General features: G+C 70.7%; 15 protein-coding genes and 1 pseudogene. 14 read left to right on the top strand and 2 right to left on the bottom strand.

What is annotated here, in order from left to right; genetic code table 11:
* Window position 1: 1 nt before the first annotated feature.
* The 5 genes from SMD20_RS45355 to SMD20_RS45335 all read left to right on the top strand — a co-directional run bounded on the left by SMD20_RS45355 (window position 2) and on the right by SMD20_RS45335 (window position 7,645).
* The gene (locus SMD20_RS45355) at window positions 2-1,636 is read left to right on the top strand and encodes a N,N-dimethylformamidase beta subunit family domain-containing protein (RefSeq protein WP_329593648.1); all 1,635 of its coding nucleotides are present in this window, start codon (window positions 2-4) and stop codon (window positions 1,634-1,636) included.
* Complete coding sequence (locus tag SMD20_RS45350; protein WP_329593646.1) at window positions 1,633-1,992, top strand: cupin domain-containing protein; 360 nt, start codon at window positions 1,633-1,635, stop codon at window positions 1,990-1,992. Before SMD20_RS45355 ends, SMD20_RS45350 begins: the two co-directional genes overlap by 4 nt.
* A gap of 46 nt (window positions 1,993-2,038) precedes the next feature.
* Window positions 2,039-3,502 carry a PucR family transcriptional regulator gene (locus SMD20_RS45345; protein WP_329593644.1) on the top strand — a complete coding sequence of 488 codons (1,464 nt, stop codon included), beginning with the start codon at window positions 2,039-2,041 and terminating at the stop codon, window positions 3,500-3,502.
* A 140-nt stretch (window positions 3,503-3,642) separates the two neighbouring features.
* Window positions 3,643-5,112 (top strand): APC family permease, encoded by a 1,470-nt coding sequence (locus SMD20_RS45340; protein ID WP_329593642.1) that lies wholly within the window; start codon window positions 3,643-3,645, stop codon window positions 5,110-5,112.
* Window positions 5,105-7,645, top strand: a complete 2,541-nt coding sequence (locus SMD20_RS45335; RefSeq protein WP_329593640.1) for a CehA/McbA family metallohydrolase — start codon at window positions 5,105-5,107, stop codon at window positions 7,643-7,645. The genes SMD20_RS45340 and SMD20_RS45335 overlap by 8 nt, the downstream gene beginning before the upstream one ends.
* On the opposite strand, the gene SMD20_RS45330 is transcribed toward SMD20_RS45335, so the two are convergent.
* Complete coding sequence (locus SMD20_RS45330; protein ID WP_329593639.1) at window positions 7,635-8,351, bottom strand: SDR family oxidoreductase; 717 nt, start codon at window positions 8,349-8,351, stop codon at window positions 7,635-7,637. The two genes, SMD20_RS45335 and SMD20_RS45330, sit on opposite strands and share 11 nt — an antisense overlap.
* Window positions 8,352-8,410: 59 nt before the next feature.
* On the opposite strand from SMD20_RS45330, the gene SMD20_RS45325 reads away from it, so the two are divergent.
* From SMD20_RS45325 to SMD20_RS45310, 4 genes are all read left to right on the top strand, one after another.
* Window positions 8,411-8,809 carry a MerR family transcriptional regulator gene (locus tag SMD20_RS45325; RefSeq protein WP_329593637.1) on the top strand — a complete coding sequence of 133 codons (399 nt, stop codon included), beginning with the start codon at window positions 8,411-8,413 and terminating at the stop codon, window positions 8,807-8,809.
* Between the two features lie 213 nt (window positions 8,810-9,022).
* Complete coding sequence (locus tag SMD20_RS45320) at window positions 9,023-9,418, top strand: hypothetical protein (protein WP_329593636.1); 396 nt, start codon at window positions 9,023-9,025, stop codon at window positions 9,416-9,418.
* Window positions 9,419-9,443: 25 nt separating this feature from the next.
* The gene (locus SMD20_RS45315) at window positions 9,444-9,740 is read left to right on the top strand and encodes a hypothetical protein (RefSeq protein ID WP_329593634.1); all 297 of its coding nucleotides are present in this window, start codon (window positions 9,444-9,446) and stop codon (window positions 9,738-9,740) included.
* Between the two features lie 763 nt (window positions 9,741-10,503).
* Window positions 10,504-10,899: a RidA family protein gene (locus tag SMD20_RS45310; RefSeq protein WP_329593632.1), complete on the top strand. Its 396-nt coding sequence runs from the start codon at window positions 10,504-10,506 to the stop codon at window positions 10,897-10,899.
* Window positions 10,900-10,967: 68 nt separating this feature from the next.
* Here SMD20_RS45310 and SMD20_RS45305 read toward each other — a convergent pair whose 3' ends face one another.
* The gene (locus SMD20_RS45305; RefSeq protein ID WP_329593630.1) at window positions 10,968-11,450 is read right to left on the bottom strand and encodes a winged helix-turn-helix transcriptional regulator; all 483 of its coding nucleotides are present in this window, start codon (window positions 11,448-11,450) and stop codon (window positions 10,968-10,970) included.
* Between the two features lie 95 nt (window positions 11,451-11,545).
* On the opposite strand from SMD20_RS45305, the pseudogene SMD20_RS45300 reads away from it, so the two are divergent.
* The 5 genes and pseudogenes from SMD20_RS45300 to SMD20_RS45280 form a co-directional block, all read left to right on the top strand.
* Window positions 11,546-11,617, top strand: a pseudogene (locus SMD20_RS45300) (DUF899 domain-containing protein); the annotation flags it as partial.
* Between the two features lie 199 nt (window positions 11,618-11,816).
* The gene (locus SMD20_RS45295; RefSeq protein ID WP_329593628.1) at window positions 11,817-12,335 is read left to right on the top strand and encodes a pyridoxamine 5'-phosphate oxidase family protein; all 519 of its coding nucleotides are present in this window, start codon (window positions 11,817-11,819) and stop codon (window positions 12,333-12,335) included.
* A gap of 70 nt (window positions 12,336-12,405) precedes the next feature.
* Window positions 12,406-13,422, top strand: coding sequence for an RNA polymerase subunit sigma-70 (locus SMD20_RS45290; protein WP_329593627.1), 1,017 nt, complete (start codon window positions 12,406-12,408; stop codon window positions 13,420-13,422).
* A gap of 45 nt (window positions 13,423-13,467) precedes the next feature.
* The gene (locus tag SMD20_RS45285; protein WP_329593625.1) at window positions 13,468-13,989 is read left to right on the top strand and encodes a pyridoxamine 5'-phosphate oxidase family protein; all 522 of its coding nucleotides are present in this window, start codon (window positions 13,468-13,470) and stop codon (window positions 13,987-13,989) included.
* Between the two features lie 29 nt (window positions 13,990-14,018).
* On the top strand, window positions 14,019-14,711 hold the full coding sequence (locus SMD20_RS45280; RefSeq protein ID WP_329593623.1) for an alpha/beta fold hydrolase: 693 nt from the start codon (window positions 14,019-14,021) through the stop codon (window positions 14,709-14,711).
* Window positions 14,712-14,733: the final 22 nt, after the last annotated feature.

Here is a 14,733-nt window from a genome sequence, read left to right as displayed (position 1 = left end):
CGTGGACGACACGATCGAGCAGGCCGGGCTGCCCGCCGCTTTCGCATGGTCCCCGAAGGGGTGGCCGTCCGAACGCGCGTTCGCGGCGCCGGATGCCGCCGAGGTCTGGTGCTACACCGACAAGTTCTCCTATTTCCCTGGAGAGACCGTACGGTTCCACCTCAGCGCGAGCGTCCCGTCCTTCGACCTGGAGGTGCTGCGCGACGGGCTGGAGCCGCAGGTCGTGTGGTCGCGCGAGGGCCTGTCCGCCGGACGTTTCGAGCCGCCGCACGACGCGCACGCCACGGGCTGCGGCTGGCCCGCCGGGCTGGAGCTGGAGATCCCGGCCGACTGGCGCAGCGGCTTCTACATCGTCACCGTACGCGCGACCACCCCTGCCGGCGAGCTGTGGGAACGCGAGCACTTCTTCGTCGTCAAGGCGCCCGCCGAGCGGCGCGCACGCGCCGCGCTGGTGCTGACCACCAGCACGATGCTGGCCTACAACGACTGGGGCGGCGCCAACCACTACCGGGGGCTCGGCGACGACCCCCGCGCCGACGCCGGCTCGCCGCTGGCCTCGACGCAGCGCCCCATCGCCCGCGGCATGATCCGCAAGCCGGCCGGGGCGCCGAGGGAGGCCAACACCGGCACGCTGCCGATGTACGGCGCCCCGCGCTACCCCTCCTACGAGTGGGCGCGGCTGTTCGGCTACAGCCGCCACCACGCGGACGCGTTCTGGGCCACCTACGAGCGGCACTTCGTGGTGTGGGCCGAGCGCAACGGCTACGAGCTGGACTACCTGACCCAGCACGACCTGCACTTCGACCCTCGGGCACTGGACGGGTACGCCTGCGCGATCGTGGTCGGCCACGACGAGTACTGGTCGTGGCGGATGCGCGACACCGTCGACGCCTTCGTGGACGCGGGCGGCAGGCTGGCCCGGTTCGGCGGCAACTACCAGTGGCAGGTCCGGCTCAGCGACGACGGCGCCACGCAGTACTGTTACCGGCTGCCCTCCGCCGACCCGGAGGCCGAGCGGGCGCCCCACCTGGCCACGACCGTGTGGGAGGCCAAGTCGGTCGGCCGGCCGGGCGCGACCACCATGGGGCTCAACGGCCTGGGCGGCATCTACAACCGCTACGGCGTGGCCGCCCCGCGTTCGTCGGGCGGTTTCACCGTGTACCGGCCGCACCACTGGGCCATGGAGGGGACCGACCTCTACTACGGCGACCTGCTCGGCGGCCCGCCGTCGTTCCTGGCCGCCTTCGAGCTCGACTCGGTGGAGTACACGTTCCGGCGCGGGCTGCCGTACCCGACGTTCGAGGACGGCGCGCCCGAGACGCTGGAGATCCTCGCGCTCGCGCCGGCGGTACGGGGCGAGGAGGACCGCTTCGGCGGGCGGGTGCCGATCGGCGGCCCCGAGGAGGAGGTCTACGCCTACAACGCCGACCTGGGCGACGATCTGCCCGCGTACGTGCACGAAGGCGAGATGCGCGGCGCCGGCATGATCGCGGCCTTCACCCGCGGCGACGGAGAGGTGTTCAACGGGGGCAGCACGGAGTGGGCGCACGTGCTCAGCCTGGGCGACCCGTTCGTGGAACGCATCACGCACAACGTGCTGCGCCGGTTCGGGGCCGTGAAAGGAGCGGCGGAATGAGCATCGACCAGGTACGCGCGATCCACGCCGGAGCCGGCACCAGGTTCGTGCCCCCGCTCGCCGACTACCACCTGCTGTCGGCCGCGTGGACCGAGGAGGAGTTCCGGGTCTTCGGCGGGGAGGCGACCTCCTACACCGGCGGCTACTGGACGGGGGAGCCGGGCGCGGTGCGCTTCGACTCCTGGCCGTACGACGAGATCTGCGTGATCCTGAAAGGCCGGGTCGCGGTGCGGGACGCGGAGGGACGCAGCAGGGAGTTCGGCGCGGGCGAGGCGTTCTACGTCCCGCAGGGTTTCCAGGGTGACTGGATCACCCTGGAGCCGAGCGAGAAGGTCTTCCTCGCCGTCACCAGGTGAGTCCGCCCTGGTCGGAGCAGCTCGGACGGACGGCTAGCGTGGCGCCATGGTGCCGCTGAGTCTGTTCGTCGCCCGGCTGGGGCTGCGGGTGCTCGCGGGCGCGGACCGTCTCGACGTCCCGATCCGCTGGGTGCACGTGAGCGAGCTGCCCGACCCGTCCCGGTTCCTGCAGGGTGGCGAGCTGCTGCTGCTGGCGGGCACCAGCCTGCGGCCCGACGCCTGCGCCGGCTATGTGGCGCGGGTCAAGGCGGCCGGCGTCGCCGCCCTGGGCTTCGGCGTGACGCCGGTCTTCGACCAGGTGCCGCCCGAACTCGTGGCGGCCTGCCAGGCGAACGACCTTCCCCTGCTGGAGGTCGCGCCCGCGGTGACGTTCGAGTCCTGCGCCGAGGTGCTCTACGGCGAGCTGCTGTCCGTCGAGCTGTCGGAGATCAGGCGGCTCACCGAGGCGCAGCGTGCCCTGATCAGGACCGCCGCGGGCCCGTCGCCGCTCATCAGGACGCTGGAGCTGCTGGCCGCGCACGTCGGAGGATGGGCGCTGCTGGCCGACCAGGCCAGGGGGAGGGAGTGGACCGGGGGCCGGCCCCGGTTCGGCGACGACGTGCGGGCCGCCCTGGGCCGCGTGTGCGCCAGCACGAGCCCCGCGAGCGCCACCATGAGCTCGGCCGACCAGCGGGTCATGATCCAATCGGTGGCGGGCCCGCTGCCGACCGGCTACGCGCTGGCGGTCGGCGCTCCGGTCATGGCCGGGATCACCGACCACGCCGTCATCACCACGGCGGCGTCCCTGCTGGGCCTGCTCCTGCCCGATCCGGTGGACCGCTGGCCCGCTCATCGGATCGGCCGGGTGGCGCTGGCCCAGGCGCTCGCCCCCGGCTCCTCCCGCTGGGACCGGCACGCGGCCGACGTCTTCGGGGTCGAGGACACCCGGTGGCGGATCGTCTGCGCCCGCGCCACCGGCGGTGGCCGGGCCGGGCTCGGCGAGCTGGCGTCGCTGCTGGGCTCCCCGTTCGTGGACCGGGACGGTGAGGTGTACGTCGCCCTGGTGCCGGAGTCCGAGCCGCTGACCACGCTCACCGACGATCTTGCGCGGGCGGGCTGGACGGCCGGGATCAGCTCTCCGTACCCGGCCGGGCGGCTGGGCGAGGCGCACGACGAGGCCGCGCGGCTCCTGCGCACCGCCCTGTTCCAGGGCTCGTCCGTCGTCAGCGGCGCCGAGGTCGACGGGCTCGCCGCCGCGCTGGACATGAGCCGCCTGCGCGACTACGCCGACCGCCGCTTCCGCCCCCTGCGCGAACGCCGTCAGCAGGACGCCGGCGACCTGCTCGCGACGTTGCGGATCTGGCTGCGGCACAACGGCCACTGGGACCGGGCCGCCGACGAGCTCGGCGTGCACCGCAACACCGTGCGCCACCGCATCGGCCAGATCGAGGCCGCTCTCGGCTGCCGGTTGGCCGACGCGGACACGCGGATGGAGCTCTATCTCGCGCTGCGCGCGATCGAGGAGCTCTGATCGGACGGGTTGTACGGAACGCACAGCGGCCATCGGGCCGCCTGGACGGATCGTCCCTCGTCCAGCCGCCGGGCCCCGCCGTAGGCTCCCCCCTTAATCAGCCGGCCCCCCTCAACCGCCCCGGATCAAGGAGCGCCATCATGCCAGCTCAGGCCACCGGCCAACGCGCGCACGCCCTCGCGGGCAACGCCATGGGGACCAAGGATCTGGTGTTCACCGTCCTGGCGGCGCTCGCGCCCCTGACGCTCATCGTCGCCGTCGCCCCGCTGCACTTCCTCAAGGGCGGCGCGGCCGTTCCCGGCGGCTACCTGGTCGCCGGGGTGGTCATGGCGCTCTTCGCCGTCGGTTTCATGACCATGAGCCGATATGTCCGTAATGCTGGAGCGTTCTATGCGACCATCTCGCGCGGGCTCGGCAAGCCGGTGGGCTCGGGAGCGGCGATGCTGGCGGTGGCCGCGTACAACGCCCTGCAGATCAGCACGTACGGCGCCCTGGGCGTCTACGCCAACACCACCTTCGCGCACTACTTCGGGCTGGACGTGCCCTGGTACGTCTTCGCCCTGGCCGGCCTGGTCTTCGTCGCCTGGCTCGGCTACCGCGGCATCCACACCAGCGCCCGCATCCTCGGCGTCCTGCTCGTCCTGGAGACCGCCGTCCTGGTGGTGCTGGCGGTGTACGTCCTGATCAAGGGGGGCAGCGGCGACTGGGCCGCCACGTCCTTCTCTCCCGCGACCGTGCTCGCCCCGGACAACGCCGCCATGTTCGCCCTCGTCGCCGGAGCCTTCATGGGCTTCGAGGCCACCGCGATCTTCAGCGAGGAGGCGCGCGGCGGCATCAGGACGGTCCGGCGGGCGACCTACATCGCCGTCGGCTTCATCGCCGTCTTCTACGCCTTCATCACCTGGATCGTCGTCATCGCCTACGGATCGGACAAGATCGCCGCCGCGGCCGAGGCCGACCCGGTCAACCTCGTGGTCACCGTCTTCACCCGCTACGTTCCCGCGCCGATCGTCGAAGTGATGAACGTGCTGCTGCTGACCAGCGCCTTCGCCGCCCTGCTGGCGCTGCACAACGCCGCCAACCGCTACTTCTTCGCCCTCGGCCGCGAAGGGCTGCTGCCGCGGGCGCTCGGGCGTACGCACCCGCGGACCAAGGCGCCCTGGCCGGCCGGGCTGCTGCAGACCGGCATCGCGGCGGTCGCCGTCGTCGCCTTCGCCGTCACCGGAAGCGACCCGTACCTGGGCCTGCTGCTGTGGGGGAGCGCCCTCGGGTTCCTCGGCATCATCGCCCTGTGGGCGCTGTGCAGCCTGGCCGTCATCCGGTTCCTGCGCCGCCAGGGCGCCGACGCCGGGATCTTCCGCACCACGATCGCCCCCGGGCTCAGCTTCGTGGCACTGACCGTGGTGCTCGTCCTCGTCCTGGCCAACCTGCCGCTGCTGACCGGCGCGGGAACCTTCACCAACGTCCTGATCATCGCGATCGCCGTGGTGGCGGTCATCGCGGGGGTGGCACGCGCGCTGCACCTGCGGTCGCACGCGCCGCACCTGTACGCCGAGCTGGCGCAGACCTCCGTGGACGAGCCGAAGTCCCTGGCGGGCGAGCATGCGTGACGGCCGCGGCTACGATCCGGTGGACCTGTCGGGGGTGTTCAACGCGCCGCGCTCCGTGCTCGACGACGGCGCGTCCTACCCGCTGGGGTCGCGCACGCTGTACGGCATCCCGTTCCTGTTCGGCGACGAGCGAGGCGACCGGGCCCTGCTGCGCGTGGAGTCGGCGACGGTCACCGTCCCCGTGGAACGCTCCTTCGAGTGGATGGTGATCGCCCACGCCCTGGAGTCCCCTGACCTGTTCGACGGCCAGAGCGTGGGCGACGTCCGCGCCCAGTACACGCTGGTCTACGAGGACGGGCACACCGAACAGCTGCCGATCCGCCAGCGGTTCGAGATCGGGCCCACCCCGCGGCTGTGGAGCGACCGGGCGATCCCGCTGGACTGGGGGCAGACGCCGTTCCTGGCCGTCCCCGACGCCCAGCACCAGCTCATGCCGCGCACCCACGGCCGTTACGACGCGGCCGGAGCGCGGTTCGTCGACATCGACGACCCGCAGGCCCGCTCGCCGTACGTGCTGCCCTACCGGTTCTACCTGTGGCCCTGCCGAAACCCGCGCCCCGGCGTGCCCGTACGCGCCCTGGAGTTCCGCTCGCTCGGGCCCGCCGTCCTCGTCGGCGCCGTGACCACCAGCGAGCTGGACGAGGACCCCTTCGGCCGCACCGTGTGGCGTGACGTGCTCATCGACCTCGCCCCGCAGGCCGGCCCGGTCACCGAGGACCTGTCGGTGAGCGTCGACCGCGGTTCGGCGACGTACCTCTATCGCCGGGCGGGCGAGGCCGGCGACGGCTGGGGGGCGCCGCCGGCCGTCGCCGGCTGGGGGGCGCCGCCGCAGGAGGACGGCCGCGCCTACGTACGCGTCGCCGCGACCCCCTCGGCCCGCCTCACCCTCAAGCGCGGCCCGTCCGAGATCGGCGCCTGCGACTGGGGCGCGCTGCTCGCCGCCGGACACCTCGATGACGGCACGGTCACCTGGCGGGTGCCCGACGCCGGACGGGCCTGGGTGCGGACAGTGGTCCGCGACGCGGCCACCGGCGAGCCGGTCCCGTGCCGCGTGCACTTCCGGTCCGCGGACGGGGTGCCGTACCCGCCGCACGGCCACCACGGGCACATCAACTCCGACGGCAACACCTGGAACCTCGACATCGGCGGCGACGTACGGCTCGGCGCCACCACCTACTCCTACATCGACGGCACCTGCGAGGGCTGGCTGCCGCTGGGCGAGGTCACGGTGGAGGCGGCGCGCGGCTTCGAGTACGAGCCGCTCCGCACCACCGTCACCATCCGGCCCGGCCAGGCCGAACTGGAGCTGACGCTGACCCGGCTGACCGACCTGGCCGCCACCGGCTGGTACAGCGGCGACACCCACGTGCACTTCGTCTCGACGCTCGGCGCCGAGCTCGAAGCGCGCGGCGAGGACGTCCGCGTCACCAACCTGCTGCTCAGCCAGTGGGGGCACCTGTTCACCAACACCGAGGAGTTCACCGGCCACCCGCACACCTCCGCCGACGGCCACACCCACGTCTTCGCCGGCCAGGAGAACCGCAGCGGCATGCTGGGCCACATCAACCTGCTCGGCCTGCGCCGCCCCGTCATGCCGTGGTGCACCGGCGGCGCCGAGGAGTCCGAGCTCGGCGGCGGCCTGGAGACCACCCTGTCCCACTGGGCCGACGAATGCCACGAGCAGGGCGGCACGGTCGTTCTCGCCCACTTCCCGGTGCCGAACGGGGAGGCCGCCGCCCTGCTCGCCACCGGGCGGCTGGACGCCGTCGAGATGATCGCCTATGACCCGTACAACATCCAGGAGTACTACCGCTACCTCGACGCCGGGTACCGGGTGACGCTGGTCGGCGGCACGGACAAGATGAGCAGCGAGGTGCCGATCGGCCTGATCCGCACCTACGCCCACGTGCCGCCGGAGGAGGAAATGGACTACTGGGCGTGGTGCCGGGCGGTGCGGGAGGGGGCCACCTTCGTGACCAGCGGGCCGCTGCTGAGCCTGGACATCGAGGGTCACCGGCCGGGCCAGGAGATCCAGGCGCCGGCCGGGGCGTCCCTCGACGTCACCGTACGCGCCGAGTCGATCTTCCCCATCGACCGCGTCGAGATCGTCGTCAACGGCCGCGTCGTCGCCGAGCACCGCACCCCGCGGCCGGAGCGTACGCTCGAACTGGCCGCCTCCGTGCCGGTCGGTGAGGACTCGTGGATCGCCGCACGATGCTACGGACCCGGCGCCGGCGTCGCCAGGCACCATGACGTCTGGGCGCGGCCGATCATGGCGCACACCTCGCCCGTCTACGTGCGTACCGGCGCGGTCTACGAACGCTTCGACGCACGTACCGTCGAGCACATGCTGAACCTCGTCGAAGGGTCGCTCGCCTACATCGACGAGCGGAGCCGGCGGCTGTGGCCGGGGCAGGTCTGCCATCGGCATGGACAGGAGGACCATCTGGCCTTCCTGCGGGCGCCCTTCCTGGAGGCGCGAGACCTGCTGGAACGCCGGCGGACCGCCGCGGCCCCGTCAGTCAGGTCGTGAGGGCCGTGAGGGCAGCCGCCGCTTCCCGGTAGATGACGCTCGGGTCCTCCGGCAGCCACGCCTTCACCTGGCGGCTCCAGGCGTCGGCGAGCACCTCGGGCTGATGCGCCTCGATGCCGTCCAGGGCCGCCGCGACGATCACCTCGGGGGCGGTCTTGTCGCCGTCGTACCAGGCCATCATGTCCGTGTCCGCGGCGCCCAGGTGCAGGCCCGTCACCAGGGTGCGCTGATGGGCCAGCTCCAGGCGGACGCTGTTGGTGAGCGCCCACTCGGCGGCTTTGGCCGCGTGGTAGGCGCCCGCGCCGTCGGTGGCGAGCCACGAGATCGCCGACAGCACGTTCATGATCGCGCCATCGGCCAGCTGGGGCGCGAAGGCGCGGATCACGCCGAGGGTGCCGTAGAAGTGGGTGTCCATCTCGCGGCGGATCGTGTCCAGGTCTCCGCTGATCAGGTTCGCGCCGCTGGAGATGCCCGCGTTGTTGATGACGATCTTGACGTCAGGTGCCGCCGCCGCGGCGGCGGCGACCGATGCCGGGTCGGTGATGTCGAGGCGCAGCGGGACGACCCCCGGTACGTCGATGAGGTCCGGGCGGCGGGCGGTGGCGTACACCTTGCCGGCGCCGCGCTCGATGAGAGACAGGACGAACTGCCGTCCCAGGCCGCGGTTGGCGCCGGTGACCAGCACATGTGCTCCGTTGATCTGCATGCCGCATACGCTAAAACCTGACATTGACGTCAGAGGCAAGTCTTGTGATGGAGGTCACGGTGCGGATCGGCGAGTTGGCGGCGCGGTCGGGCGTCAGCGTACGGGCCCTGCGCTACTACGAGGAGCAGGGGCTGCTGGAGGCGAACCGGAGCGGCTCCGGGCAGCGCCACTATCCCGAATCGGGGGTCGAGCGGGTTCACCTGATCCAGATGCTCTACGCGGCCGGTCTGTCCAGCCGGACCATCGCCGAGCTGCTGCCCTGCGTCGAGGCCAAGGTCAGCACTCCGGAGTCCCGGGCCCGGCTGTTCGCCGAACGCGATCGCATCGACGCCCAGATCGCCGGGCTGACCCGTACCCGTGACCGCCTCGACGCGGTCATCGCCTCGACCGGAAGCCCGGCCAGCGGCTGCACGTACATCGCCGACCGGGACGTCGCCACGCAAGCCAGCTCGCGGTGAGGGGTCTTGACGGGGTCCCTCAGCCTGCGCATCGGGCGCTCGCCCACGCTTCCGGTCGCCGTTCAAGCGGCAACGCCATCGTCGATATAAAAAAGGCTCACTGAGAAATCCGACACGGCGCCGGAACATTGGCCACGCTTCATCATGAGCTATACGCTCGGCGGCGATCGTGAACCGACCTGTCACTGAGCATCGGAGGCGGCCATGGGGCCTATGAGTAAAATCCTGATCCGGCTTGCCGCGGTCGTGACAATAACCGGGTCCAGCATGACGCTCACCGCCGCCGGCGCCGCGGCGGCACGACCGGTGCCCCAAGAGCCTTCCCCGTTGGCGCGCCTGGTGGGCGCGGACCTGGGCACCATCCTGTCGATGGTTCCGGCGGTCTTCTGCGGTAACCGGCTGGTCAACTACAACTCTCCTTCGCCCAACTCTCCCACGAAATGCGTCAACGGCGCAGAAAACAGCGGCAACTCCACCAACAGCGGGAATTACCATAGCGAAGGAGATCCCATCAACAGCGGCAACTTCTCGAACGTGAACGGCTCCACGAACAGCAACAACGCCACCGACAGCGGCAACAATGCCAACGGATCCCAGTCCCTGCGGTGACCAGGCGGGTGGAATGAGAGAGCACGTGCACATGACCGGCCTGGCCATCGCCGTTGCCGGCCTGGCGTTCGTCGCCGCGACAATCCCGGCCCTGCCCGCCGAATCGTCGACTCACGAGAAGGCGGCCTATGTCCCCGCGAAGGTGGACCGTTCCAAGAACAAGGGAAACACGCGAACGGTGGGCAATTACTGGAGCAAGGGCAAATCGATCGACAGCGGGAACTTCTCGAATGCGGTCAACTCCTGCAAGTCCAATAACCTGTCCGGGGGCAGCGGGAACAACGTCAACGGCCCGCAACGCCTCATCATAAAACGCAGATAGCGCTTGTCCTCTCGAACATGCTCACGCCTGTGAACAGTGAGCCTTTTCATCCTGGGTGACGGCCCTCTTCGACGAGCTGCGGCACGAGGATCGCCTGCACAAGCGTGGTCGCGCGATGCGGGCATGCGAGCGGTTGACCTCTCGCGGTCACGTCGTGAACGGCGCCCGGAAGCGCGGGTGAGGCCCACGCCAGCCGAGGCACGACAAGACAGCTGACCTGCGCGATCAGGTGGGAAAAGCCTCACTGCGTCACCCCAGCGGCACGAAGCCAGCCAGTGGAGGCTTGATCGCGATCCGCGCCAACGCCGCAGATCCGACGTGGTCGGCGTCGAGCTCGGCGGCGTCCTCGACTGCCGCTCGCCCCGGCGGCCGAGTGGGCTGCTGCTCGGCCGGTACGACCAGGCGGGACGGCTCCGCATGGTCGGCCGCTCGGGAACTGGCGGATCGTGCTGGGATTTCGGACCTGCATGCCAACTTTCCGGACAGACCGGTAGCGGCCCACGCCGGTCCATCCGCATGACGATCTACCGTCTCCGCAGATCGACACGAGAGGAGGGCGTCATGCGAGACCTTATCTGGACGTGATTTCCGGCTAGGGGGGCCGCCCGGAATCGCGACAGCCACTTGTAGTGATCCGGGCGACATGGCCACTCTCAGGCCCGGTCAGCCGGCACCGACGCCGCCAAGGCGCCGCGTGTCCGGTGGCCGGGCCTGCCCCCCGCCGGCCCCGTTCGCGCGCATTCACGCAATCCCGGAGGACCCTGTGACCTCATTGTCCATTTCATCGCTCGATCCGGCGTTCTTACCGCAAGCACCCGGTGACTACACCCACGGCACGGTGATCACCGGGGCGCGCCGGATGTTGTTCGTCAGCGGTCAGGTGCCCTGGGCGGAGAACGGGAAGGTGCCTGAGGACTTCGACACCCAGTGCAGGATGACCTGGCGCAACGTGCTCGCCGTACTGGCCGAGGCCGGGTTGGGGGTGCGCAACCTCGCCAAGGTGACCATCTACCTGGCTGATCGCCAATATCGTGAAGCGAACTCCCGTATCCGGACGGAGATACTCAAGGGCCATACACCCGCGCTTACCATCATCATCGCCGACATCTATGACGAAGCGTGGCTCCTGGAGATCGAGGCGATCGCTCTCGACGGATAGCCCCGGCATCGTACGGGCCCGAGCCGCCCACGCCGCCGAGTCCGGTTCGCCGGGCGGTTCCTGGCTCGCTAGTCCCCAACGGCACCGGCACGCACGTTCTCGCCGGAACCGGGGCCGGGCAGCACGTCGACGTCCGTGGCGCGCATCGGCTGCCCGCAGACCGAGCAGTGGAGTTCCACGTGGCCGATCTGGCCACAGGCGTGGTGGCGGTACAGGACGGGCGGCCCCGACGTCCCGGCCGTCCAGCGGTCGCCCCAGCGGGCCATCACCAGCAGCAGGTCGCACAGCTCCCGGCCTTTCTGGGTGAGGACGTACTCGTGGCGCGGCGGGCGTCGGGAGTACTCGCGGCGTTCCAGGACGTCGTGGTCGATGAGCCACTTCAGCCGGTCGCTGAGCACCTTGCTCGAGATGCCGAGGTCGCGCTGCAGCTCGTCGAAGCGGGCGATGCCGACGTAGACGTCGCGCAGGATCAGCGGGGACCAGGGCTCGCCGATGACGTCCAGCGTGCGGGCGATGGAGCAGGCCATTTCGTCGAACCGGGTGCGCTGCATGCGGTCAGCATAGCCAACTGACTTCCCTTAAGGAAGTTAGTCGGTTAGGGTGCGGACAGTCCCTTCCCTCAAGAAAGCCTCGTGAGGAGTGCCGGATGACCCGCCCCCCGATCGTCTCCGACCAGGAGTGGCGCAGCGCGCGGGATGCGCTGCCGGACAAGGAGAAGCGGCTCACGCGCGCCCTTGCCGCCGGACGCCGCCGCCTGCCGATGGGCGCTTTCAACCACGACATGGGGTCGGGCGACGGCTTCGCCCTGAACGTCTTCCTGCGCGACGGTGAGGACGTCTACCGCACCTGCACCACCACCGGCCGGGGCGTCGAACGCTCGGCAGAAACTGGACCGACCCGAAAGGGAGACCTCCGCCATGCCCGCACCGACCCCAGTCGCCGAACTGTTGTTCAGCGACGCCGACGCGACACCGATGAGCACCGACGCGACGACCGTGAAACCCTGGGCACAGGCCGTGGCCTGCCTGCGGCAGGCGCCGAAAGCCTGGCTGTCCACCGTACGGCCCGACGGACGCCCCCACGCCATGCCGCTGATGCCCGTCTGGGCCGATGAGAGCGTGTGCTTCACCACCCGGCCCGGCTCTCGCAAGGGCAGGAACCTCGCCCACAGCGGCCACTGCGTCCTCACCGTGGCCGGCCCGGACCTCGACCTCGTCCTCGAAGGCACGGCCGTCCCCGTCCTGGACCCGGCGCGGCAGCAGGAGGTGGCCGGCGCCTTCCTGACCAAGTACGGGTGGCCCTTGTCGCTGCGCGGCGGCCGCGTCCACGACGACGGCCTGCCCGGCTCCCCGGAGTACGGTTTCTACAGGATCACGCCGCTTCGTGCCTTTGGCTACGGCTCGGACGGCCTGACCGCGACCCGCTGGCGCTTCTGAAGCCGCCGGCGCGGCCAGGCCCATGAGTGCCGTACTACTCTGTCCCGACCGAAGGATGTGCACGCGGCAGGTGACCTTTGTGATGGCCGATGACGAGGACGCGTTCGGCCGGCTCGTCGAGCGGCACCAGCGCGAGATACAGGTGCACTGCTATCGGATGCTGGGCTCGTTCGAGGAGGCGCAGGACCTGACGCAGGAGACGTTCTTGCGGGCCTGGCGCGCCCGCGAGACGTTTCGAGGGCAGTCCACTGTGCGGGCGTGGCTCTACAGGATCGCCACGAACGCCTGCCTGGACTTTCTCGATCGCCAACGGCGCCGGCCCGTGGCCCGCGATCGGGTGGAGGGGCAGGAACCTCCGGCGGAGATTGCCTGGCTGCAGCCGTACCCGGACCACCTGCTGGCCTTCGGCGAGGAGCCGGAAGCCGCCGTGATCGGCAGGGAGACCATCGAACTGGCGTTTTTGGCCGCCATCCAGCATCTGTCCCCCCGGCAGCGGGCGGTACTGATCCTGCGCGACGTCCTCGGCTGGTCGGCCAAGGAGACCGCCGCGCAACTCGACAGCAGCGTCGAATCCGTCAAGAGCGCCCTGAAGCGGGCACGGTCCATCCTGCGCGACCAGCTTCCGCGGCAGCGGCTCGGGTGGTCGCCCTCAAGGGCTCTGACCGTGAGCGAGCGCGAACTGCTGCAACGCCTCATGGACGCCCATGACAGGACGGACGCCGCCGCCTTCGCGACGTTGCTGAGCGATGACGTGCGGATGACCATGCCGCCGCTGCCGTACTGGTTCGTCGGCCGGGACGCGGTCGCGGCGTTCGCCGCCCAGGCTTTCGGCCCCGGCTCGCCTTTGTCCGGCGGACAGTGGCGCGGTGTGATCACGGGAGCGAACCTTCAGCCCGCGCTGGCCGGCTATCTCCGCAGGCTGGGCGAGCGCGAGTACCGCGCCCAGGCGCTCAACGTGCTGAGGATCGAGCACGGGCGGATCGCCGAGATCACGGTCTTCGAGCCGAGGCTGTTCGCCGCTTTCGGGTTGCCCCCCGTATGGCCCGCGGACGGTGCCCCCTTCTCGAAGCCTTCTCCGTCTCAATAGGTGCCGACCGCGACGGGCGCGGTCCACCACGAGAGGAGTCTTCGCATGACGACCGACGACCAGCCGGATGTCATGAGCCTGCCGCAGGGCGATGTCCGCCTGCTGAACAGCCCGGTCGCGCAGCGCCTGCTCGCCTCGACCGAACTGGCGCGGGTGGCCTACGTCGCGGCCGACGGCACGCCCCGGGTGTTCCCCATGCTGTTCCACTGGACCGGCGCCGAGATCGTCCTGTCCACGTTCGCGGGGGCGCGGAAGATCGGGGCGCTTCGTGCCAGACCTGACATCGCCCTCACCATCGACAGGGCGTCCACGCCGCCCGAGACGCTCCTCATCCGCGGGCGGGCGGAGGTCACCGACGTCGACGGGATCGTGCCGGAGTACGTGCTGGCCCAGCACCGTTACGCCGGGCCCGAGCAAGGGGCCGCCAACGTGGCGGCGGTGGATCACCCTGGGACGCGGATGGCCCGCATCGCCGTGCGCCCCACGTGGGTCGGCGTCCTGGACTTCACCTCGCGCCTGCCGGGAGGCGTCAGCGTCGAGGAATTCGAACACCGCGGCCGTTCGTGAACATGTCCGTCTCCTGTGGAGGTTTTCGCATGACCACCTTCGTGCTGATTCCCGGTGCCGCGGCCGACTCCCGGTACTGGCGCCTGACGGCCGACGAGCTCGGCGCCCGTGGCCATGACGTCGTCACCCCCGATCTGCCCTGTGACGACGACTCGGCCACGCTGCACGACTACGCGGACACGGTGATCAAGGCCGTCGGCGTGCGTACCGATGTGATCGTCGTCGCGCACTCCTTCGGCGGCTTCACCGCGCCGCTCGTCTGTGAACGCGTTCCCGTCAGGCGACTCGTCCTGGTGGCCGGCATGGTGCCCGCTCCGGGCGAGCCCCCGGGTGAGTGGTGGACGAGCACCGGCTGGGAGGCGGCCCGGCGCGAGCAGGACGAGCGTGACGGCCGCGCCCCGGACGACGAGACCGCGCTGTTCTTCCACGATGTCCCGCCCGACCTCGCGGCCGAGGCACGACGGAATGTCCGCGACCAGTCCGCCACGCCCTTCGCCGAGCCGTGGCCGCTGGCCACGTGGCCGTCCACACCGACCTCTTTCCTGCTGTGCCGCGGCGATCGGTTCCTGCCGGCCACGTTCCTGCGTCGCGTTGTCCGTGAACGACTGGGTATCGTGCCGGACGAGATCGACGGGGGGCACAACGTCGCGCTCAGCCGTCCGCAAGCCCTTGCTGCCCGGCTGACCGGGGATTTTGCCGGCGGCGGACTTGATCACCATTGACGCACAACCGGTCCGCACGCTC

Source organism: Nonomuraea sp. LP-02 (assembly GCF_036289125.1).
Lineage (GTDB): Bacteria > Actinomycetota > Actinomycetes > Streptosporangiales > Streptosporangiaceae > Nonomuraea > Nonomuraea bangladeshensis.
Note: the sequence above shows the minus strand (reverse complement) of the source record. Positions and strands in the feature narration are given on the sequence as shown.

Coding starts and splice junctions, on each gene's coding strand:
- SMD20_RS45350 (WP_329593646.1), top strand. CDS start 1,633: ATGAGCATCGACCAGGTACGCGCGATCCACGCCGGAGCCGGCACCAGG.
- SMD20_RS45345 (WP_329593644.1), top strand. CDS start 2,039: ATGGTGCCGCTGAGTCTGTTCGTCGCCCGGCTGGGGCTGCGGGTGCTC.
- SMD20_RS45340 (WP_329593642.1), top strand. CDS start 3,643: ATGCCAGCTCAGGCCACCGGCCAACGCGCGCACGCCCTCGCGGGCAAC.
- SMD20_RS45335 (WP_329593640.1), top strand. CDS start 5,105: ATGCGTGACGGCCGCGGCTACGATCCGGTGGACCTGTCGGGGGTGTTC.
- SMD20_RS45330 (WP_329593639.1), bottom strand. CDS start 8,351: ATGCAGATCAACGGAGCACATGTGCTGGTCACCGGCGCCAACCGCGGC.
- SMD20_RS45320 (WP_329593636.1), top strand. CDS start 9,023: ATGAGTAAAATCCTGATCCGGCTTGCCGCGGTCGTGACAATAACCGGG.
- SMD20_RS45305 (WP_329593630.1), bottom strand. CDS start 11,450: ATGCAGCGCACCCGGTTCGACGAAATGGCCTGCTCCATCGCCCGCACG.
- SMD20_RS45295 (WP_329593628.1), top strand. CDS start 11,817: ATGCCCGCACCGACCCCAGTCGCCGAACTGTTGTTCAGCGACGCCGAC.
- SMD20_RS45285 (WP_329593625.1), top strand. CDS start 13,468: ATGACGACCGACGACCAGCCGGATGTCATGAGCCTGCCGCAGGGCGAT.
- SMD20_RS45280 (WP_329593623.1), top strand. CDS start 14,019: ATGACCACCTTCGTGCTGATTCCCGGTGCCGCGGCCGACTCCCGGTAC.